Genomic DNA, 23,091 nt, shown 5'->3' with positions numbered 1-23,091 from the left:
TCCCATGCAGTTCCCCGATAGCTCAGTTGGTAGAGCAAATGACTGTTAATCATTGGGTCGCTGGTTCGAGTCCAGCTCGGGGAGCCACTTATTCAGAAGGCCTGCAGCGATGCGGGCCTTTGTCGTTTCTGGCGCAACCACCTTCAGTTGCGGATATCCCACCCCTCGGGTTGAAAGCTGACCGTCGGTTTCGGCTGGTTAATGACCAGTGATCCATTACGCTTGATCACCTTCGGTGCCCCCCAGAAAAATCGCCAGCTGCGATCGATGGTGCCATCTACCTTCTCCTTGCCCCGAATAACCTCGTCGCCTACCCAGGTGGAAAAAATAACACGGTATCTCCAGCGAAAAGTATCTTTGCCGGAATGGTAGACCATACTCTCACCCCGATTGATATAACCCTTCAGGGTTTTGCCTGCGGCACCGCCCTTCTCCGCTTTCGAATAGAGATGATAATACACGCGTGAGTGGGTGTTATTGCTGATGGTGATCTTGCTATGACGGTCATAGACATCATTGCCACCAAATTTAGTGGTAATAGCAGCCTGTTTCACGGTCATGCTTTGGTGATGCAAGATATGCCGCCAACCCTGCCACAACAATCGCCATTGCAATCCCGTGAAACGATCCACCGGTTCATGATCCGATGAGGGGCCTGCCCAATAGCCCACGGACACCCAGTAGTCGTGAGAAGCTGTATCCGTATTGGCATTGTATTGAGCACTCTCAGCACGCTGGTATTTCCCCGTCACTGTGAGCACGGAGGCTTTGCGAGACCCATTGCCCCAACCCAGATAAATTTTCACTTTGGTGTTAGTTTTATTAGCCACCTTGATAGGGCGAAGTTTGGCTGCGGTGGCCACCTTGAGCTCGGCAAAATCGGTGCGGGGGCTGGTGCGATTAACCACGTTATCAAACGTAGGTGCCCTGCTTACACGCTTACCCAAACCCGACTTGGCAGGATCGATGCCGCGCCATTTCAAGACCGTGGCGATCAGTGAGGTATGGTCGAAATGCTGCTTCGGTGGTGCGCGAAACACCGTGCCCTCCTCGATCCATGGCGACACCAGAATGGTCGGTACTCTCACCCCGTAGCGATCAAACAGAAAACCATCACCCTCGCTCTTATCGGGACGAGGAGCCCCCCAGGGTGGCGGTACATGATCGTAAGTACCACCGTGCTCATCGAAGGTAATTACCAGCAATGACTCATTCCATACCTCGGAATTACTCTTGAGGGTATCCACTATATTCTTGAGCAAGACTTCCCCCGGACGCACATTCGCCGGAGGGTGATAATCGTTGCCTTGCACGGTGCCATACTTACCACCAAAGCCACCGCCCCATTTGGGCTCAATAAAGACAAATTCGTCGAGGGTATTGGCTTTTACGGCTTCGGCAAAAAACTGCATTTTCTTAAAGCGATGGAGATTTTCGTAATCACCCAAAAAAGTGTAATGAGTAAAACCCTTATGCTGTTTTTTCAATGGCGACAGAGCCTTGGGTGGCCAGGGGGAACTGTAATAAATTCGCCATGAGACCTTATGTTCATCCAGAACATTCCAGATATTGCGGGCCCAGACGTACTTCCTCTGACTTCGATCCCACCATTTAAACTGTTCGACGCTCGATTTATGTTCATTGACAACCCGCCCCATACTGCTACCGCAATGGGCAAACGCACGATTGGGATTGGTCTGGCTGGGTACCGATGAAAACCAGCGATCACTGACCGCATACTGCCGCGCCAGGGTATGCAGCACGGGAAGGTCTTTGGGGGTATAGGTTTGCAATATTTGCAGCGTCTGTTCCCAGGTCATCCAGCTTGCGCTGTAGTCCTGAAAAAAACCCTGCATCATATTGGCAGGTTTCGGGGTGTTGCTTTTTGTGGGAGTGACCTTTTTGTCCCAGGCCTTAGCGCTGCCAAACAACTGATTGTTAACGTGCTCATACTCTTCATAAGGATCGTAATCGGGCACGTTGGTCGGATTTCCAGTAAGGCCCTTGTGGATGGCGTATGATCGGGTCTTACCCTGATACTGGTAAGGATTGGAAAAATTACCCACTACCAAACCATCGTATTGTTTGGCACTGCCTTCGGGAATCACATGCAGCGGAGTATTATTCTCGGCTTCATAGAGCCAGCCCAGCACATTATCCAATGAACGGTTTTCGAGCATCAGCAAAATAACGTGCTTAATCTGCGGCATGGGAGTGTTCATGGTGCCCTCCTGAGTGATCGGCTACCGCATTGATGCCAATTTTTCTTTTTGTGCTTGTTTTTGCTTTTGTTTATATTTTTGTTTGCTGCTGTCCGGTGAACCGCACCATAGAGAGCAAGATATCAACTACTATTCCATCTCACGGAGATTTCAGAATTTCTTTCTGCGCCAAACACTCTCCCACTGCATGTATGGAAAGACTTTTCACTATCGGATCGAAAAAATCTCGCATAAGTGTTTCGGACAAATCCGGACGCCTGACATCACCCTCCCCCTTAACGGGAGTGCAGGTATTCCCCCAGAAATAGGCATAAGGAATAATCTGACCAAAACTATAATCCATGTCTTGAGTCCATAGCTTAGTGATACTTTTTTGAAGCACACGAGTATACCAATCATATGGAACATAAATACCTCGATCTACATTACAAGCCAAACAGGTCAGATAATCTGTAAACCCTTCCTCCCACACGATCTCATAAAATTTCCGAGTTAATTCTTTACGTTCCGGAGTCCAAGATTTATTTTCATCCAACGCAAAAAAACTTCTCACATGAGTCTGATGATGCAACAGGTGCATCAATTCATGAACAACATAGAACTTATAAAATTTTACCCGCTTTGGTGTGTAACTAAATGCAGGATCAGTATCAAAAAAATCATTAATTTTCTTATCAGGTTTTACATAGACATGCTTAACATTAAATGATAGACTCTCATAATTCCAGTTTTTTTTCGAAACTGTAATCATTAAATCATGGAGATTACCAATAAATTCCGCAGCACCAACTACAGCATCATCGTGAACCCTCCCCTTCCAAAACGCCACCTTCTTAGCATCATCAAGCTGATCTTCAGTCAATTTTGTAAAATAATTAGCTACATTTTTTTTATCCAACCCCTCCAAAAAATAAATCGAAGCTTCAGGCATCTGATACCGAAAAATTTCCAGAATTTGCCGTGCACCTTCCAGAACTATATCTTCCACACTCTCAAAATCCATACCATCAACCCTCTTACGTTTAAGGGTATCCATTCACTTTTTAAAAATTCACAGGCACGCTAAGAAAACCCTGTGAATTCTCAAAAAGCCCAATCGACAAATAGTTTTATCCGCCAACAACAAACTTAGACTAAAAACAGCAGCAAACCGAAACAGCTAAGATAATCAAATCCACATAGCCTAGCACAATAAAAAAATAGCGAGCATTTACCCCCAAAATCGTCTATAACTTTTTCATTCTGCAGAACATGCTTTTTACATGTAAGTTTTAACACCAAATAACGAGCAAATGCATAAATAATTTCAAACTGAAGCAAGAGTATTTTTTTAATTCCATTTTAAGATAAAAACAATCACAGCAATCAGTTCCAGTGATGAACGTTGTTTTTTTGCAGCCACAAGATCAATAAATTATCGTCGGCATCGATTTGTTTCTGCCGCATAAACGGGAGATCAGGCGAATGCTCGAAAAACTGGAAAAACAACTACTCTCGACCATCGTCGACAAAACCATCTCTTTCGACACTGACCTCCTTCAGGCATTTGATCTGCATCCGGTATTCGAACGCCATCAGCTTTCATCAACATCCACCATCGCCAACGCCACCATCAGCAAGGCCCAAAACCGTTTATCACTAAGCGGCATGACCGACCTGTATGGACAGCCATCAGCCCCCATCGTTTTTCACGCATCAGAGAGTTCTGGCGACTTAATCTGTAGCTGCGAGATAACATTACCCCGGTGGACGTTCTCTTCCACCCGGCTTGCCCTGCCATCACAAAAACGCTTTGTGGAGCAACACTACCAAACAGCTGACAATCTGCTGTCACTGCTTGTGCTAGAGGACGTTACCCTGCGCTTCGAGAATCCAGGCAATGATGAAACAACCTCTGGTTTCACCCTCCTCGCCAAGGGCGTTCTTGATCCGAGAATCGCACACTTGCTGCCCTGGCTAGACGCCCAGCAGTCCATGGCGTTACGCGGCCACACAGCATTCCATAATGATCTATGCAGTCTGATCCTGGAGATCCCCCTGCCCCTGCCCGAACTGGCGAAACAGGTCGGATTACAGCGAGCGCGCCTGACCATCGACAGCACTACCAAAGGCGGCATCAACCATTGTGAAGCGGCGGCGGTGATCAGTGCCGATTGGCAGATGGGCAACATCAGGGGTGAATTCAGCAGCACGCTCGGGCTGGAAAACGAGTGCCGACACTGGGTGTTGAATCTGCGTATGGAGGACGATACCGAACAAACCCTCACAACGGCTATGAAGGCTCTTGGCATCGAGCTCGGCTCCGCGCAGATGCCACTACTCGACCTGTTACCGGATATTCGTCCGCAGCTGATCTCAGTGTCGATCGATCTGGATCATTGGTCACTGAGTTCTATCAGCCTCTATCTCGAACTGGCCTCACCCTGGAGGGTTATCGATCAGCAACTGGAGATGCCCAGCGCCGCGATTCAGTTCACCATTAATAATCCCACTAACAATCCGACGTTCGTGCTAACCGGAAGCGGTGATCTGACACTGAACGAACTACCCATGCGCTGCTCATTCAGCTCACTGGATAGCGTAATACGGTTGGTTCACGATGAACCGATTATTGGCCGTGATTTTCTGCAACAGTATTTGCCCGTCATTCCGATCCGCTTACCGGATATCCAGCGAGTGGATGTTGTGGTGGATCCGAGAGAATGTCACCTTTCGTTCAGTCTGACCCTGCAGGATGGATACCTTATCCCTTTGGCCAACAGCAAGCTAATACTTCAGGATACCTCCCTCGGTTTTCAACTCAGTGCCGACGACAGTATCAGTGCTCAGGCACAACTGCTGGCAGGCGCCCAGATAGCCGATATCTCATTTTTTATCCAGGCATCCGTGGGTTCCTCGGTGGCATTTCTCTGCAGTGCCAATCGGCTGGATATGCGCAAATTGCTGGCTGAATGCTTTGGCGTTACCGATATAGAGTGGCTGGACGTTCAGCTGGACAATGTTTTGATTGAGTGTCAATCCCAGGGCAACTTCAGACTCAGCTCCGATGTTAACGTCGACCTTTCCGTGCTTCTGCATAAGTTGGGCACAGCACTGCCGTTTGGCGCTAGCCGGGTACCACTGGATCATGTCGAGCTGGAATATCAACACGCCAGTAAAAGCTGGCACATCAGCCTGACGATGTTAACTGCCGTCAACCTGAGCGACTCTGATCAATTCAGAATTAACCTAAAGAAAGCCAGTCTCACCTTAGGAGCAAGTTCCAACCAGCCTCTCGCCATCGATATCTCGCTGCTTATCGACGGAGACATTCAACCCAGCCCCGAGTTTGGCATTCGCTTTAGCGATATGGCCATCAGCTGGCGTTCCCAGGATTCCAGATGGCATTGCAGCGGGAATTGCAGCGGCGATTTTTTCGCGCAGCAGCTATCCCTAGGCATGTCGATTGATGTCAGTACGAGTTCGAAACTCTTAACCTTTGCACTGCAAAAGCATCAGCCCCTTGTGAACTGGCCAGGGGTTGGCAGCGTTACTCTAGATGAGTTGTGCCTCTCGGCTTCACAAGCCATACACGGCGATTCGAAACAGCCCTGGGAGTTTTCCGTTAATGGCAGTCTACCCATTATTATTGCAGACACTTTGGATCTGGTGGCCGCACCCTCTTTCCATCGCTCGGCAACCGGTTACCGACTGGACCTTATGGCTCCCGCACCGGAGCAACCATTGCGCATCGAAATACCGCTACCACTCAGTCCCGCACCTTCGGTACTTATTGAGCTGAAACCACTCAGGATCGGTTATCAGTCGCTTAAAGAGGGTAACAAAGGTGTCTGGTTTATCGATGCCGGTGCCACATTGACGATCGCCGATGTTCCGTTCCCTGCCGACAGGGTCATTGCCAACGACACGATGAGCGGCGCATTAAAGATCGATGACCAAGGTATCAAAGTCACCTTTTCACCACCGGGAGATAACAGCCTTAAGTTAAATTTTGCGGCCGATTCCGGCTTTGCACTTTCGTTGCCTGATATAAACATTCAATCTCTGTTTGTGCAACGTACCAGCCGCGAGGAAAAGAAAAGCCGCTGGACACTGGGCGCCGAGCTTAAAGCCCTGAATTTTGACCGTCTTAACCGATTGTTTGCTGACGCACCGGTGTTTATGAACAGCGTTGATTTTATGCTGACGCTAGGCGATGGGCTTTCCATCAAGGCGATTTCGTCACCCTTTCAAAAAATCCCTCTTCGCCCTGGGAACAATGGAGCTACCTGGACGCAATGGTGTGATTTTACCGGTATCGGCACCCTGAGTTTTCAGGTTCCGGAATTCGCCTTCGATTTTTCTGGAGGACGGTGGTGTGCGAGGGGTGGAGTCGAAACCCAGGGCGAGCTAAGCATTCCTATCACACCGGTTAAATGGCTCGCCAACAAATGCGGAGTTCCCGATCAGGCCATGGCATTGCTGCCAGACGCCTTGCCGCTGATCGAGCTTAAACTCGACGAACCCGATTTCTACCAGCAACTCTCCCGACTGATGGGGACCCAGAGCCCCGAGATAACCCGCGCATTTGACGAACTGTCTGATTTACTGTTGAAGGGCGTGGAACGATTACCGACAACGATCCGCGAATATCTGAGCCTGTCTATCCCCACCGGTTTTACGTTCGACGTTGCTGTTGAGCCCAGCGGAGGCGCAGCATTTGCTATTAACACAGCTGGAGACCCCCCCTTAAAACTGTTGTTGCCATCCGTCTCTGGTCTGCCACCTCTACCGAGCCTGGTGGGTTTGACGGTACATCGTTGTGGCTTCGGGCTCACATCCGGCGGGACGCTAGGCGTGCTGAAATTTGACGGTTGGTTTGATCAGGTAGACCTTGTCAGCCTGATCTATGCCCTCAGCAGCGGAAAGGGAAGCGATCTTGGCAACCGTCTGATCATGCGCGATACCCTGGCTCTGATCCCTATGGCGGCACCGATGCCCATCCCCTTGTTTTATCGGGAGTTTGGCTGGGAACTAAAAAATATGCTCGGCCTGGGACTGGAGTTTCATGCCAGTTTCCCCGACCCTGAACCGACCCTGATCGACTGGATTACGCTGATCACTTCGTTATTGAACTTCTTCCAGCACTCAGATTATTACTTGCACGATGAGGGTCATCTGCCGGCCGGAATGGCATTGCCGTTTACCCTGGGCCCCAGCCTGATCAAATTACCGGATTATCTGGGAGGCGGTAGCCTGGGTACCAAGCAGGCCTTACCCGCGCTGTCGGTTAGCGACACCCTGGCACGGGCGCTGGATGGCATAAAAACCGGTAACGCGGGTTGGGTGATCCAGAGTGTTCCCTTGAAATACCAGAGCAATAACCAAACCCACTGGATTCGCATCGGCAGCCAAACCATCCACTTCGGGCCACTGGACATTATCGCAGGCTGGTGCATTTCAACCGAAGAGGAGTTTCGTGACGATATCCTAGCCGATCCGGACGCCCTTGAGTTGCTCGCTACCAGCAATGCCGAACAGATGCTGGACTGCTTGCCCGCCCAGATGGGGGGCAAGGCCTATGACAAGGGGTTTGTTGTTATGCTGCTGGGCGGGCTGGACATCAGCTGTCCATTAGCCAACATTTTCAGTTTCCGCTGTCAGTTTGGTATCGCCTTATTGGGGCCTGGAGACTTTGAAACCGCCTTGAGGCTGGTGGGCGCTTTCGGTCCCAAGGATATGCTATCACTCACGATTGAGGGCAGGATACAAACCCAACTGCTAGCACAGGGTCAGGTGAAAGTCGGAGTAAATGGCGAAGTCTGCCTGATGATTCTCGGCCAACCCTTTGCGCTCGGAAGCACTCTGGAAGTGATTCCTGGAAAAAGCCTGTACGGCGACATCCGCTTGCGTCTCAGCGAATACATTCAAATCAAGGGCTCTCTACAGGTTAACCCGGATGGCGCTAGAATTGCCGGCCAATTATGCTGGAGCGGCATCGGGGGCGACAGCGGACAATTCGAAACCCAAACCATTTTTTCCAAACAGGGCATCGAATTCGTGCCCGTGATAGTCAAAATCGGCGGCTTTAATTGCACTACTGTATTGAAACTTCCCGGCACCTCACCCGGCGCACTGTTCTCGATGGGCGCATCTCTGGAGCTGCCTGAGAGTTTCATCGACCGTTTCAAGGCTGGTCTGAAAGCTACGGCAAAAGAGGTTGTCTCTGCGGAGACCAGCGCAGCCTACGACCGGGTGATCAAGCTGATCAGCAGCCAGCAAGACTTGCAAGCCAGTCTGACGGGCTTAAAAGCATGGCTGCCCCCGTTATGCGAGCAAATCATCAAGGAGATAAAACGCGCCACCACCCAAAAGAAAATTTATGCGGCGATGGATAAATGGGCAGGACGTAATTGGTTTAGGAAAGGCGCCGTAGCGATAGCCAAGCAGACCAATGTAAGAGCCAACGCAAACCGTTCAGCGGCTCCCTGGATCAAAAAACTGACCACCTTGAAAACCGTCGCGGGGGCACCACTGGATAAACGTTACCGGGCGCGTCTAAAAACCGCATTAGAGGATTTGGGCAAAAACAATACCATCGAGGTCAAAGTGGGCCGTATCGGAAAATTTCCAGGTGTCCGGGTTTATAAACGCGGCCCCGTCATCAACAAGACACAGCTACGTAAAATTCAAGCTGGCGTTCGTGCCATCGATGCCTTGCCCACCGTATCCAAAGATTGCATCAGCGCCCAATCGGTACTCCATCAGCTGCCCAAAAAAGAGCAACTGCTCGCGGATATTCAGCACAGTATCGAGCAAGGGTTGGAGCAAGGTATTCCTTCCATCCATTCACTGGGATTTGATGCCAGCGCAGGGCTTTTTGTTGCCAGCAATATCATCCTGACCATAGTGATCCATCATGAAGACAGGGAGATCAAATGCGCCATACCAGCCGACCTGACATCACCGGACAAGGTTGCCCTGTCAATTTCGAAAGCCCTGGCGGATGTTTTGTAAGTCAACTTGAGTGTTGATTCTAATTTTTTTGGCCGGCGCGAAACAAACATCGCTTCCCCGCTCAAAAAAAATCACGTATAAGGTGAATCTCAACCTGGTTCAAACGCCACGAGCAAGGATTCGATCGTGTCCCCCGAAAGCGCCTTAACGTTTTTTATCGCCATTTTTATTTTCGGTATTACCCCGGGTCCCGGGGTATTTGCCATTCTGGCCAGAGCCATAAGTGAAGGCGCGGCCAACTGTTTTACTCTGGCACTCGGCATGGCGATCAGCGATATCATCTATCTGATTCTGGCCTGTTTTGGTCTGGCGGCGATTGCCGAACACTGGGGCGGACTCTTTCTGGTTATCCGTTTTGTGGGAGCGGCGTATCTGATCTATCTGGGCTGGATGATGTGGCGTCAGCCGGTCGAACTGGCGATCGGTGATTTACAGCGCAAGCGTCAACACGGCATGAGCTTTGTACAGGGCTTTTTAATCTCGGCGTCCAACCCCAAGGTGATTCTGTTTTATATTGCTTTCTTGCCCACCTTTATGGACCTGGGCAGTCTGACCCAGACCGATATTGCCCTGGCCTCCGGGCTGACCCTGATCGGGCTGATGCTGGGACTGATGCTGATCGCATTGAGTGCGGCTCAGGCGCGACGTTATTTCCGCTCCGAACGCGCGATGAAGGGATTGAACCGGGTAGCCGGCAGCATTATGGCCGCCGCCGGCGGTTATCTGATCGTCCGATCATGAGCCTTTCTCACTAAGCCATCAATCCCGATCAGTCACTCTCGCCCTCTCTGTCGGCCATCTGGTCGAGCTCCTTGGAAGTAGACCTGGGCTGGTCTCCTACTTTCAAGGCATCTTCACGGAGCTCATCCTCGGTACGCTGTTTACCGATACGGAAAATGACGTAACCCGGGCTGACAAACTGGTTAACCGCCATACCCAATACGGTACCCGGATAGGGTGCGATAACGTCACGACTGGAGTTGGTGACCGGATTGATCACCTCACCTATGACCTCATTCTCCTTCACCTTATCCCCCAACTTTACCCTCGCCAGAAGAATGCCGCTGTAGTCCGACATCACCCATTCCGATTCATAAAATACCGGTTGCGGGGTGCTCCAAAAACTGAAGCTGCGGGTCATACCCAGCTCGCCAAAGAAAGTCTTTATCGCCTTAACACCGAACTCAACAGCTTCGGGCTCCAGGCTCAAAGGTCCTCCCACTTCCATGGTCACCGCTGGAATGCCCGCATCCACGGCGGCATTGCGCAACATGCCGGGATTGCCCTCACTCTGCAAAACCGTCATGCCGCCAAATAATGCGACCATCTTGGCCACCGAATCATTACGCAGATCCGCCCTCAACTGAGGCAAGTTAGTGCGGTAGTAAGAACCGGTGTGCAGATCGATCAGCCCATCACAGTGCACAATCACGTTCTGAAACAGGCCATGGGCGTAGCGCGCCGGCGTCACCCCATCGGGATTACCGGGGAAAAACCGATTCAGGTCGCGGCGGTCGGCCATGTAGCGTTGCTGCTTCATAAACCCTTCCATATTCACGATGGGTACAGCAACTACCGTACCGGCCAGGGATTCGGGCTCCAGGCCATAGATCACCTGCCGGGCGATCTCGATGCCGTTCAGTTCATCCCCATGCAGCGCCGCCGTCATGCACATGACAGGGCCTTTGCGCGCACCATGGGCCACCACCACCGGCACACGAAATTCGACACTGTTGATCGATACCGGCCAGGTCACGGTATCCCGCGTGCCCGGGGCAAACTCCTTGTCCATGATACGAAACGACTGATCCTGCTCGGCCCTGGGTTGCACCTGGTCTTTGATCGGCTCAGGCGTGGGAGCTTTTGCTGTTGGTGGATTCTGCTGAGGCCCGTCCGGTGCCGATACGGGCTTTGCTTTTGTTTCTGATGCCGCCTCAACCGTGGCCTCCGGCTTATCCAGCCCCGCGCTACCCAGGGGAGCATCGGTGTCAGCCAGAGCCCTGGTAGCCGTGGTCGAGAAGCACAGCAGTGCTAGCAGAATGCGAACAGAAAAGCGGGATAGATGCGAATAGTGCGAAGAAATAAAGGGCACAAAGGCCTCCTTATAGCCAGGGTTCTAAATTCAGTGTAACAACTTAACGACAAGGCTCCAGTGCAAAATGATGTCTGTGTGCGGCATTGCACCCCATTTCTCCTATATACCCGAGGCCCTGAAACACAAAAAGCCGCACCTGAGGGGTACGGCTTTTTGTGTCGATCGCTAACGGGTAGCCCCGTCGGCAGTTAGAAGTTCAACGAAATATCACGATGCACTGACTGGCAACGAGCGACCGCTTTCGCCTGGTCCAGTGTCATGCGTTTTTGCAAACGCAAACCAATGGAGTAGGCAATGGCCTCATCGTAGCTGGCCAGCACTGGGCCGACTTGCTCGGCGGCGTGTCGACGCCACTTCACTTCAGCATGGAACAACGCCATACCCTCAGCGTGCAACTTCAGTGCCTTGTCTCGCTTCGGAGTATCCCCCTTGAGCGCACGGCGCGCCTTGGAGAACTTGGACTTGATCTTACTCGCATCCTTGATCGCACCCAGATTGCTTTCGGTCAGCTTGATGGTTTCCATGGCGGCTTTGTTATCCTCACTATTGATAACATCCACCAGCCCCATCAACTCGCCTTCCAGCGCGCTCAGGTTCTCGGTATCAGCCAGCACCTGCTGCAGGTTCATCAACGGCTCGTAAGCTGCGTCCACATTGCTGCGGTACTTGTTACGGGCAATTTTCTCCGCTTTCTTCAAAGCTACAAACTGTTCACGGGAAGCTTTCCACTCTGCAGGTATCTCGCTTTCAAGTTCCTGCTTGTAGCTTTCCAGCTCCGCCAGTTTGGCTTTGATGTTATCCATCTCGGCCTGATTGGGCTCATCGTCCCGAGTCAAACGGGACAGTGCTTCCTGCCAGCCTTTGATCTGCTTGTCCACCACTCGAATGCTGGATTGCGTACGACGAACTTCGCTGTGCAGCGGTGCGTAGTCCGGAGTGAAATTGAGCACATTGGCTTCGGCTTCCCGTACTTTGGCAACCAGATCAAAGGTGGCCGCCGCACTCTTGCCGCTGTCCGTCATCGATTGCTGCCATTGCTTTGGCAAGGCACTGAGATCGGCACTTTGCAGCTCTTTGATGCTGGCCCGCAGGCGATCCCCCTCAAGGTCGTAGACTTCAAACAGCTGCTCTTCCAGACACATCTGCAAACGCGGATTCATCGGTGGCGGCGCATTTTCCGAGGTCAGGTACGTACGATTTGGCAGGTAGTTCACCAGACTTGGGTAGAAACCGGCAATCACCAGCGCCAGCAACTGCAAACCAATAAAAGCGATGGCTCCCTTATAAATAGACAGGGTTTTGACAATCTTCGGCGCCACTCCGCGCAGATAAAAGAGCGCAAAACCAAAGGGTGGCGTCAGGAATGAGGTCTGGATATTAAGCCCTACCATAACACCCAGCCAAACCGCGGTGACGTTAGCGCCGGGGTCAGCCAGCAGAATGGGGGCAACGATGGGCACGACCACGACAGCAATCTCGATAAAATCGAGGAAGAAACCCAGTATAAAAATAACCAGCATGACGACGATAAACTGAGTCCAGAAACCGCCGGGCAAACCGGTCAGGAAATGCTTAACCAGTTCTTCCCCACCGAAGCCGCGGAAGGCCGAGGTCAACATGGCCGCACCGATCAGGATGATAAACACCATCGAGGTGGTTTTCGCTGTTTCGATCATGACTTCGTTCAGCGTATTCTCGATTCGATAGGCGCGAATAGCACTCCAGCCTACTGCCGCCAATAGCCCCGTGACCGCGATCGCCGCGAGTACGATACCAACCATGTTATCGCCAATATTTTTAATATTGAGGGTATACAGGCTGAGAATTACGATCAAAACCAGGGTCGAACCTATGCCCAAAATCGCCGGGTAGTAAGAACTACTCTTGCCCTCGGTGAGGCGATAGCCCCCCATAATCATGGCACCCACAGCACCGATAGCTCCAGCCTGGTTAACCGTGGCAACCCCCATGATAATGGAACCCAGCACAACAAAGATCAGCGTCAGGGGCGGAATCAGGGCCAGCAGGACTCGCTTGGCGAACTGACGGTCATAGTTACCCTCATAAGGCACGGGTGGCGCCATTTTCGGCTTCACCAGGGCCACGATCAGGATATAACCGACATAGAGACCAACCAGGATCAATCCGGGGATCAACGCCCCCATAAACATGTCACCAGCGCTGGCCGAGGTAATATCAAACACCGACGGCATGGAATATTCACCGGTGGCATCCTTGTACAGCTGTTTACGAATGGTACTCGCCTGGTCGGCGGCGCTGGATAGCTGGTCTGCCAGAATAATCAAAACGATTGAGGGCGGTATGATTTGCCCCAATGTACCCGAGGCACAGATGGTACCGGTAGCCAGCGAATGACTGTAGTTGTTGCGCAGCATCGCCGGTAGCGAGATCAAGCCCATGGCGATCACCGTAGCTCCGACAATACCGGTCGTTGCCGCCAACAGCGCGCCCACCAACACTACCGAGATCCCCAGACCACCAGGCACCGGGCCAAACAGCTGGGCCATGGCCACCAGCAGGTCCTCAGCAATCTTGGAGCGCTGCAGCATGATGCCCATAAAGATAAACAACGGAATGGCAATCAGGGTGTCTCGTTCGACATCCCAGTAAAGACTGCGGAAGTTAGTGACCCCGGCACTGAGCCACTGTACGGGCCCTCCCTGGGCAAAATAAGCACTGGTATCGCCAGCAAATAGATAACCACAGCCTGCCGCGAGTCCAATACTCAGGATCGCGGAACCGGGTAAAGAAAACGCTACCGGGAATCCCGAGGTCAATGCGACGACCATCAGTAGCACGAGTATGGCTAAAAAAACGAGCTCCATTAAACGAGTCCTGTTCTGTATTTATAAGTTAGTTGGACGCGATGGTCAGGCCATCATCGGACTGGTTCGATTGCACACGCATACCGTGTTCATCGCCCTCTTCGTCTTCTTCTCGAAGGTCTGCAACGTTGCTCAACAGATAACTGGCAAACTGCACAATCATGGACAGAGCGAACACTACTAAAAAGCCCACCATCAGATATTTGACGTACAGGCCATAACCGCTTTGGGTGATTTCAAAACTGAGCAAAGGGCTATTAATGCTACTGCCCTTACTCCACATACCCGTGGTCAAAATCACCCAGCACAGGGGCAAACCCAGCAGCGTTAAGCCACCTATATTGGCCCAGGCTTTGACCCGATGGTCGAAACGGGCATAGAGCACATCGACCCGAACATGGCCGTCATGAATAAGGGTATAGGCACTGGCGAACAGAAACAGAGCGGCGTACCAGAAGCGCACCAGATCACCCATAAAGGCCTGCTCATAGGAGAATACAAACCGTGACAGAACAATCTGAAATTCCGCCAGCACAACCAGCAGTGCCAACCAGGTAAAACCGAGGGTGCGAATAAAGCCAGCGAGCACAAATGCCACCAGCATCAAGGGATAGTGCACGTAGGTGCCGCGGAACTGAGGACGACCCAACTCCTTACTTAGCTCGGAACCGACCATGGCCTCGAGGAAACCTTCGATGCGCATGAAGGAGATCAGGCTATCGACCAGGCCGACCATCACTACGGTCCAGAAGGCGGCGCGAACGATATAAGCGGCAAAATCGGACCAGAGCTGGGCATCGGTGCGTAATGAGCGCTGAGGGGTTTTAAGCACAAATCCCGCCATAGCGAGCAGGCCGACGATATAAATAATCAACTGGGTCCAGCCCAGCTTCAGCCCTTCATCGGCAAGCGGGGTTCTGGCGCTCTCGTTCAAATGCGCAAACAATGCCATAACACCCGGCCAGTCGCGCCAGAAGGTGAGGTAATTATTAAAGAGAAAGAGCAACGCCATCGTAACGATGAAGCCGGCCAATATGCGTACAACCGGGGTTACTAGCCCGCCACTGCTGTTATTACTGGCCACAGCAGCTGAGGAGTCTGTTTGAGTCATGGAGGTGCATCTGCCTGATAATTCTAGGCTGTGTTAGACCACTGGCAGTGGTGTGCCATTCAAGCCGGTATCATCCTGCACCGACGGGTCATCACAGTCATTTTTCCTGGAAAAGCTGTTTTTCATTACCGACCCGGTAATGAAAAAACGCGGAGCATCCAGGCTCCGCGTTTTTTCGCGATGGGTGTTTACAGGCCCAGTACGCGGTTCCGCTGGGAGACATAGGCCTGATCAGAGATCTTGGCCCATGAACCGACGGCAGTACGAGACTTGGCGAAGCTTTCGTGAATCTCGTTGGCCAGCGCACTGTGCTGACGAGTTTCGTCGAAGACTTCTTCTGCGGCTTCGCCGAAGCTGTCGTAGATATCATCACTGAAGGCACGCAGCTTAACGCCCTGCTCATCCACCAACTGGGCCAGAGAGGCACCGTTCTTGGCGTTGTATTCGGACATCATGACATCGTTTTCCATGGACGCGGCGGCTTCCACCAGCAACTTGTCAGCTTTTGACAGGTTGTTCCACCACTCGCCATTCATGCCGATGGCCAGCATAGCGCCTGGCTCGTGCATACCTGGATAGTAATAGTACTTGGCGGCTTCGTAGAACTTCATAAACTGGTCATTCCAGGGGCCAACCCACTCGGTGGCGTCGATGGCGCCAGATACCAGGTTTTCATAAATCTGGGTGCCTGGCAGAGAGACCGGAGAGCCGCCCAGCTTGGCCAGAACGTCTCCGCCCAGACCTGGCATACGCATTTTAAGACCCTTGAGGTCATCAGCAGAGTTGATCTCTTTACGGAACCAGCCACCCATCTGAACACCGGTGTTACCGCACATCAAACCCTTGAGGCCGTAGTCAGCAGACAACTTATCCCATAACTCCTGCCCGCCACCGAAACGGATCCAGGCGTTCATTTCGGTATAGGTCAGACCAAAGGGTACCGAAGTGAAGTAGGCAAAACCCGGGTGCTTACCTTTCCAGTAGTACTCGGCGCCATGGTAAATCTGGGCGTTACCGGAAGCGACCTCATCAAAAGAGTCGAACGCTTTAACGCGCTCGCCACTCGCGAAGTAATTTACTTGCATGCGGCCATCGCTCATATCGGTCAAGCGCTTGGCAAAGCGCTGGGCGCCGGTACCAAGACCCGGGAAGTCACGACCCCAGGTAGCGACCATATTGATTTCCATGCGCTCCTTGGCGATGGCGGGGGCAGAGATGACTGTTGCAGCGGCAGCGCCGCCCAGACCAACCAGACCCTTCTTCAATACTTCACGTCTCTTCATTCTGACTTTCTCCTTGCTGTTATTATTTGTATGCGCAATCAGGTTTGAGCCTGTGCAATCGCCAATGGCGCAATAGCAGTCACTTCTTATGCTTCTCTAGAGGAGCGCCGGGAGTAGTTACCGGGCTTTCCCTGCGACTCGTCGGCTCAGGTAACAGCGCCAAAGCTGAAACCAACAACCATTGGGCAGCCCTGCAGCCACCCGAATCACTCCGGTTAGTAAAAGCGATGCCCGCCCTCTAATAAAGCGTGTTTTATCACAGTTAGACTAAAGTACGAGCAAAACTTGCACTGAGCCACAAATGGCGATGATTCCCAGGGGTTTTGCCGACTACCCGGCCTTACCAATTGACACAACGGTCTTACCAATGAATTGCCAACCCCTCAAATGTCGCACAATTCAAGCAGAGTCTCCAGTTCACTTTCAGGCTTGATTACAGATTGAGCACTTTACCCGGATTCATCAAATTATCCGGGTCCAGGGCTCGCTTGATCAGCTTCATCAATTCGACGGCCTGCCCATGCTCCTGCTCCAGATACGCTTTCTTACCAACCCCGATACCATGTTCACCGGTACAGGTCCCGCCAACCGTTAAAGCCTGCTTGACCATAGCCCTCGACAACGAATCAGCCCGATTCCGTTGCTCGTCATTGCCTGCATCGAACATGATCAACATATGGAAGTTACCGTCTCCGACATGCCCCACCACAGGGCAGTTAAGCTCTAGCTCAAGTGCAGTTTGTTCGGCAAAGCGAATGGATTCGGCCAGATTCGAAATGGGCACGCAGAGATCGGTTGCTACCGCCTCGCAGCCTGGCCACAGCGACTTGGCCGCAAAATAGGCGTTATGGCGCGCCGCCCAGAGGGCGTTACGTTGCTCCGTATCCTCAGCCCAACGAAAGTCACTACCGCCCTGCCCGGTAGCAATCGCCTTGACGGCATCGATCTGTTCGGCCAGGTTCGCCTGACTGCCGTGAAACTCAAAAAACAGGGTCGGTTGCTGATCGAACCCTTCCAGTTTGGAATACTGAATGCAGGCTTGCATTTGCAAACCGTTAAGCAGCTCCATTCGGGCCACCGGAATCGCACACTGCATCACCTCGATCACGGTCTGCACCGCGGCATCCAGATTGGTGAAGGTACACACCGCGGCTCTGATCAATTCAGGAATAGGATGCAGCCGCAAATGCACCTCGGTAATCACACCCAGGGTGCCTTCGGAACCCACATAGAGGTGGGTCAGGTCATAACCAGCCGCACTTTTCCTCGCCCGTGATCCGGTAGTGATAATCTCACCCTGGGCTGTCACCACCGTGAGCCCCATAACATTGGCCATCATGCTGCCATAGCGCACGGTGGTAGTACCGGAAGCACGGGTAGCGGCCATACCACCAATGGAGGCATTGGCGCCCGGATCAACCGGAAAAAAGAGGCCGCTGTGGCGCAACTCCGTATTCAATTGCTCGCGGGTCACCCCGGCCTGTACGCGGCAGTCCATATCCTCAGCATGTACGGCCAGGACCTTATTCATTTGGGACAAATCGAGGCTAATGCCGCCCTCCAGAGCCAGCAGATGTCCCTCTACTGAAGTACCGGTGCCGTAGGGAATCATGGGTATCTGGTGCTGGCGGCAACACCGCACAATCGCCGCCACTTCTTCGTTGCTATGGGGAAAGGCTACGGCATCGGGGGGCATCACGCCGTGACTGTCCTCACCCTGGCCGTGTTGTTCACAGATCGCCCGGGATTGTTGCAGGCGACTACCCAACAGCGCCTTAAGGTCTTTCAGGGTCTGGGTTAATGCAGGACGGGTATGACTCATGGCGCCTCCTTGGCAATCTATAGCATTGTCGGTTCGTTCTCATATTGCCAACTCATTTTAACGTTGGCGGCGCAGTCGTTTGACGTTTTTAAGCGCCATTAACAGGGCTGGCGTACGACTGATCATCATGGCCGCGAAAACCAGTACACAGCCCAGCAATTGCGCCAGGGACATTCGTTCGGCAAACCACACAGAGGCCAACAGCGCCGTAAATACAGGCTCCAACGTGAGTATCAAGGCCGCATGACTGGCGCTGGTCAGGCCCTGGGCGTAGATCTGCAACAGGAAGCGCAAGCTGGTCGCGATCAACGCGCTCACCAGAACCCAGCCCCAGATCTCATTACTCACCCTGCTCGGCCAGGTTTCAAACACTATTGAGGCTAGCAACGCAAACAGGCCCACCATCAGCAGCTGTATTGCGCTCAGTGCCAATACGGGCACCTTACCCGACAACCGGGTGATCAGACAGATATGCAGGGCAAACAGCGTTGCGGCAACCATAAACAACAGCTGACTGTGCTCCAGTTGCAGGCTGCCCTTGAGCGTTAGCAAGCCCAGCCCTAATAGCGCTACGGGCAAAGCCAGCCAGGTGAATAATGGTTGGGTTTCACCAAATAAACCGCGCACCAGCAAAGGCACCAGAATAAAGGCCAGGCTGTTAATAAAGGCGCTTTCCCCCAGATGGGTTGAGCTGTTCAGTCCGAGCACCCAGAACATCATCGCGACACTCATCACGACGCCGACTTTCAAGGCGAGCCCTAACTGCACCAGGTTCAACCGACGCCAGCGCCCTCCAACCGCAATGGACAAGACCAGTCCGGCGAGAATAAATCGCACGGCCAGAAACAGTAACGGAGGCAAACCCGCCAAGGCTTCCTTGGAAAACACCCAACCAAAGGCCGCGATCAGGGTCACCAGAACCAGCAGCAAGTCCGCTTTAAAAGAATGAGGAACGTTCAGAAAAACCTCGATGGCGATTGAATTAAGGCGCAACCCTTGGTCAGCGGGTTGCCAAGCAATCCAGACTAACAGCTTTCCTATACGTTAGGGACTACAGCTATGGCTTTTCGTGGCGCAGAACCTTACTTTCAGATTCGCATGACAACTGCTTGGTAACGTATCAACACAGGGACTTATTCTGGAACCCTAAGGTCAAAGAGCCTCTAGCACAGTAGCCATCGGGCAAAGGGCAATGCCATAAAGCAGCCGACTACTCGCGATGATGTATTCAGGACTGCTCAACAACTTCAGGGTTTGATAAGTCACAAGCAATAAAAAAGGCCCATCATTTGATGGGCCCTGAGTAGCTTTTGCTGAAGAGACGACATGTCATAGCATTATCGCATCGTTCCGACAAACGCATTATTCCAACCTGATTTTTTCCGCATTCTTGGCCAGAGTTTTATCCCCTATGCCTTTCACAGCCGTTAACTCTTCCAGCGCAACAAAAGCACCATGTTTCTCCCGATAAGCAACAATGGCTTCGGCTTTGGCCATTCCAATACCTTTTAATTCCTGGGAAATTTCCTCTGCGTTGGCGGTATTGACGTTTACCGTTGTTTGCGGCTCTGCGGCGGCATTATTCATCTCCGCAGCAAGCAATACCTTTTGCTTCATAGCTGCTTTATCATGCGCACTGACATCGGTCGCCGGCGAACTGTCGGCCCAGGATAAGGGGGCAAACAAGAGTGCAACCAACAACATCCAGTGCGATACCGATCCCTTTGATAGTTGAGCTTTTAGGTTTTGTTTTAATGGGCTCATATCTTCCTCCTTAAAGATTTTGGCTTGAGCCATTGAAGCTTAGGAAGCCCGCAAAAAAGCGTCTGTAGGAGATCAGCGCTGCGCTTTTATGGGTATTAGGCCGGAGACAGGTTTCAATTTTCCTGCATTCTCCTTGTCTTCGCGAGCAATCTCCTACAGGCGACGGCGATTTCTTCTGAGGACGAGATCAATCGCATCATGAGCAATGGTAAACTGCAGCCAACACGGAGTCCTCTTAATGCCCACCTCGACAACCCAAGCCTTTCTTCTTACGCGACAGTGGCGCGATACCGCCCAGGGGCTTGAGTTGACCCTATGGCTGAAAACCGAGGGGCTCCCCATTCGCGCCATATTCAGCGAGCAGCAAGCCGTTTGTTTTATTCCCGGCGACCAACTTAGCAAGGCGCAAACCTTGTTGTCTTCCATCGAAGGGGTTTCTGCTAAACCCCTGCAACTATTAAATTTTGATTCGAAGCCGGTGGCCGGTTGTTATTTCAAGCGCCAACGGGATCTTTATAAAGCTCGTGACCTGCTACGAGGCCGGGGTATAGACGTTTACGAAGCCGATTTGCAGCCCAGCGACCGTTTTCTGATGGAACGTTTTATCCGTGGCGGTTTAACCCTGCAATCCCCATTACGTCAGGCAGCAGGGTTCCATGTTGCCTCCCAGCCCCGCATCAAACCTAGAGAGCTGGAGCAGATTCCCCGTTTTCGTGTGGCGTCCATCGATATTGAAACCGACATGCGCGCATCCAGGCTCTATTCCATCGCCATGGTTTATGGCGAACAGGATCAAACGAATAGCCTGCGTCAGGTGTTAATGATTGGCCAGGGCGAAGCACCAACTAATACACAGTTCGTCGCCGATGAGCGAGAACTGATTCAGTCATTCTGTTCCTGGTGCCTGGAGCAGGATCCAGATCTGCTGATCGGCTGGAATCTGATTAATTTTGACTTGCGGGTTTTACAAAAACGCGCCGATGCCCTGAACATACCTTTTTGTATTGGCCGAGATGGAACTGCTCTGGAGTGGCGCCAATCACGGGATAATCCGGATCATTACACCCTTCTATTGCCCGGCCGCGTGGTACTCGACGGCATCGACACCTTGAAATCAGCCACCTGGAATTTTGAAAGTTTTGCCCTGGACTCTGTCGCTCGGGATCTACTCGATCGAGGCAAGTTGATTGAACACAACGATCAACGCGGTGAAGAGATCGGGCGTATGTTTCAAGAAGACAAAGCGGCACTCGCAGCGTACAACCTGGAAGATTGCCAACTGGTTTGGGAGATTTTTGCTAAAACCGAGTTAATCGAATTTGCAACGCGAAGGGCCTGTATGACAGGGTTGGCGATGGACCGTTTTGGCGGTTCGGTTGCTGCCTTCGATCATAACTATTTACCCAGACTGCACCGGCGGGGGTACGTCGCCCCGAGCCTACCGAAAAATCCACGCGGAATTGGCAGCCCTGGTGGCTACGTGATGGATTCTTTCCCCGGTATTTACAACGATGTTCTGGTGCTCGATTTCAAGAGCTTGTACCCCAGTATCATTCGCACCTTTAAAGTGGACCCCCTGGGCCTGATCGCCGGATTGCAACAAACTCCCTCTGAGGCTAACGATAGTCAACTCGAAACAACCGAGGCGGATCGTGCACTGCTGGTACCGGGTTTTAATGGCGCACTGTTCAGTAAACAATTGTCGATTCTGCCCGAGCTAATAGAAAACCTTTGGCAACTACGGGACATGGCCAAAAAAGATCGTAACGCGCCCCTAAGCCAGGCCATCAAGATTTTAATGAACTCTTTTTATGGGGTTCTGGGTACTCCAGGCTGTCGCTTTTTCGATTATCGTCTGCCCAGCTCGATCACGTTACGGGGTCATCAGATTCTCACCCTTAGCCAGCAATACATTGAACACCAGGGTCATCGAGTAATCTACGGCGATACCGATTCGGTCTTTGTACTGGTCAACAACCCGGCCAGTGCTGAAGCGGCCAAGGTAATTGGCCATGAGTTGGCCAAGGGATTGAACCAATGGTGGCAGGAACGCTTGTCTGCACAGTACCAATTAACCAGTCATTTGGAGATAGAGTTCGAAACTCACTTCAGCCACTTTCTGATGCCAACCATTCGCGGATCAGAACAAGGATCCAAGAAACGTTATGCCGGCATTATTGAGCACGACGGTAAAGAAAATCTGATCTTCAAGGGGCTCGAAACAGTACGCACCGATTGGACCTTACTCGCCAGGGAATTTCAGCGTGAACTCTATTGGAAAATCTTTCATAACGAAGATTACGTTGGTTTTATTAAAAAAATCGTTGAAGAAACCCTGTCAGGAAAACAGGATAAAAAACTGGTTTACCGAAAGCGATTACGACGTCCCCTGAGTGAATATAGCCGTAATATCCCTCCCCATGCCCAAGCGGCTCAAAAAGAGGAAAGCCTGCGAAAGCAGCAAGGTTTACTGCCAAAGTATCTGCATGGCGGTTGGGTAGAGTATGTAATGACTCGAAATGGCCCGGAGCCTGTAGCCTATAGCACCAGCGACCTGGATTACGAACGTTATCTTGAGCGCCAGCTGCAACCCATCGCCGACGGAATTTTACATTTTGTTGACGATTCCTTTGCAGATATAACCGGACAACAGATGCACCTTTTTTAAAGTGATTAAATATCACTTATAGAATAATTTTTTGCATTTCGATCTATATCCAGAGGCTAGGGCACCTCTGATTAATTCAGATGAACTTTGGCTTTCAGGCGAATTCAGAATCGCGGCACGTCTTTACAGTAAGGTCCAGATCTTTCAAAAAGGCGTAACAAAGAGTCTGGGTTCGCCTGAAAGCCCCGAAGGGCGGTCCTAAAATGGTTTCTCTCGGTGTTGAAGCCCTTGTTCAGGTCTCGACATGAACGGCGAGCTTCGCCTTGATAAAAACCATTTTAGGA

At 51.8% G+C, this 23,091-nt stretch carries 12 protein-coding genes and 1 tRNA gene; 4 read left to right on the top strand and 9 right to left on the bottom strand.

What is annotated here, in order from left to right:
• Positions 1–11 precede the first annotated feature (11 nt).
• Positions 12–87 (top strand) — tRNA-Asn (locus tag MIB40_RS16750).
• Between the two features lie 56 nt (positions 88–143).
• On the opposite strand, the gene MIB40_RS16745 is transcribed toward MIB40_RS16750, so the two are convergent.
• Positions 144–2,222: an alkaline phosphatase family protein gene (locus MIB40_RS16745; RefSeq protein ID WP_249696631.1), complete on the bottom strand. Its 2,079-nt coding sequence runs from the start codon at positions 2,220–2,222 to the stop codon at positions 144–146.
• Positions 2,223–2,361: 139 nt separating this feature from the next.
• Entirely contained in the window at positions 2,362–3,225 is an 864-nt protein-coding gene (locus tag MIB40_RS16740) for a hypothetical protein (RefSeq protein ID WP_249696629.1), read from the bottom strand.
• Positions 3,226–3,686: 461 nt separating this feature from the next.
• Between MIB40_RS16740 and MIB40_RS16735 the strand changes: the two genes are divergently transcribed.
• Positions 3,687–9,218, top strand: a complete 5,532-nt coding sequence (locus MIB40_RS16735; RefSeq protein ID WP_249696627.1) for a hypothetical protein — start codon at positions 3,687–3,689, stop codon at positions 9,216–9,218.
• 126 nt (positions 9,219–9,344) lie between these two features.
• Complete coding sequence (locus MIB40_RS16730; RefSeq protein WP_249696625.1) at positions 9,345–9,959, top strand: LysE family translocator; 615 nt, start codon at positions 9,345–9,347, stop codon at positions 9,957–9,959.
• A 28-nt stretch (positions 9,960–9,987) separates the two neighbouring features.
• Here the strand turns inward: MIB40_RS16730 and MIB40_RS16725 are convergent, their stop codons facing one another.
• From MIB40_RS16725 to MIB40_RS16695, 7 genes are all read right to left on the bottom strand, one after another.
• Complete coding sequence (locus MIB40_RS16725) at positions 9,988–11,310, bottom strand: succinylglutamate desuccinylase/aspartoacylase family protein (RefSeq protein ID WP_249696623.1); 1,323 nt, start codon at positions 11,308–11,310, stop codon at positions 9,988–9,990.
• Positions 11,311–11,501: 191 nt separating this feature from the next.
• Positions 11,502–14,159: a TRAP transporter large permease gene (locus tag MIB40_RS16720; RefSeq protein WP_249696621.1), complete on the bottom strand. Its 2,658-nt coding sequence runs from the start codon at positions 14,157–14,159 to the stop codon at positions 11,502–11,504.
• Between the two features lie 28 nt (positions 14,160–14,187).
• Entirely contained in the window at positions 14,188–15,270 is a 1,083-nt protein-coding gene (locus tag MIB40_RS16715; RefSeq protein ID WP_249696619.1) for a TRAP transporter small permease subunit, read from the bottom strand.
• Positions 15,271–15,458: 188 nt separating this feature from the next.
• Positions 15,459–16,553 carry a TRAP transporter substrate-binding protein gene (locus MIB40_RS16710; protein WP_249696617.1) on the bottom strand — a complete coding sequence of 365 codons (1,095 nt, stop codon included), beginning with the start codon at positions 16,551–16,553 and terminating at the stop codon, positions 15,459–15,461.
• Positions 16,554–16,986: 433 nt separating this feature from the next.
• The gene (locus MIB40_RS16705; RefSeq protein ID WP_249696616.1) at positions 16,987–18,375 is read right to left on the bottom strand and encodes an FAD-binding oxidoreductase; all 1,389 of its coding nucleotides are present in this window, start codon (positions 18,373–18,375) and stop codon (positions 16,987–16,989) included.
• Between the two features lie 57 nt (positions 18,376–18,432).
• Positions 18,433–19,368, bottom strand: a complete 936-nt coding sequence (locus tag MIB40_RS16700; protein WP_249696614.1) for a DMT family transporter — start codon at positions 19,366–19,368, stop codon at positions 18,433–18,435.
• A gap of 369 nt (positions 19,369–19,737) precedes the next feature.
• Positions 19,738–20,139, bottom strand: coding sequence for a ComEA family DNA-binding protein (locus MIB40_RS16695; protein ID WP_249696612.1), 402 nt, complete (start codon positions 20,137–20,139; stop codon positions 19,738–19,740).
• A 238-nt stretch (positions 20,140–20,377) separates the two neighbouring features.
• On the opposite strand from MIB40_RS16695, the gene MIB40_RS16690 reads away from it, so the two are divergent.
• Entirely contained in the window at positions 20,378–22,807 is a 2,430-nt protein-coding gene (locus MIB40_RS16690) for a DNA polymerase II (RefSeq protein WP_249696610.1), read from the top strand.
• Positions 22,808–23,091 lie beyond the last annotated feature (284 nt).

The sequence above is a fragment of the Aestuariirhabdus haliotis genome (genome assembly GCF_023509475.1).
Lineage (GTDB): Bacteria > Pseudomonadota > Gammaproteobacteria > Pseudomonadales > Aestuariirhabdaceae > Aestuariirhabdus > Aestuariirhabdus haliotis.
Note: the sequence above shows the minus strand (reverse complement) of the source record. Positions and strands in the feature narration are given on the sequence as shown.

What these genes read in the sequence shown, in the direction of transcription:
- MIB40_RS16745 (WP_249696631.1), bottom strand. Translation starts at nt 2,222, where the DNA reads ATGAACACTCCCATGCCGCAGATTAAGCACGTTATTTTGCTGATGCTC.
- MIB40_RS16740 (WP_249696629.1), bottom strand. Translation starts at nt 3,225, where the DNA reads ATGGATTTTGAGAGTGTGGAAGATATAGTTCTGGAAGGTGCACGGCAA.
- MIB40_RS16735 (WP_249696627.1), top strand. Translation starts at nt 3,687, where the DNA reads ATGCTCGAAAAACTGGAAAAACAACTACTCTCGACCATCGTCGACAAA.
- MIB40_RS16720 (WP_249696621.1), bottom strand. Translation starts at nt 14,159, where the DNA reads ATGGAGCTCGTTTTTTTAGCCATACTCGTGCTACTGATGGTCGTCGCA.
- MIB40_RS16715 (WP_249696619.1), bottom strand. Translation starts at nt 15,270, where the DNA reads ATGACTCAAACAGACTCCTCAGCTGCTGTGGCCAGTAATAACAGCAGT.
- MIB40_RS16710 (WP_249696617.1), bottom strand. Translation starts at nt 16,553, where the DNA reads ATGAAGAGACGTGAAGTATTGAAGAAGGGTCTGGTTGGTCTGGGCGGC.
- MIB40_RS16705 (WP_249696616.1), bottom strand. Translation starts at nt 18,375, where the DNA reads ATGAGTCATACCCGTCCTGCATTAACCCAGACCCTGAAAGACCTTAAG.
- MIB40_RS16695 (WP_249696612.1), bottom strand. Translation starts at nt 20,139, where the DNA reads ATGAGCCCATTAAAACAAAACCTAAAAGCTCAACTATCAAAGGGATCG.
- MIB40_RS16690 (WP_249696610.1), top strand. Translation starts at nt 20,378, where the DNA reads ATGCCCACCTCGACAACCCAAGCCTTTCTTCTTACGCGACAGTGGCGC.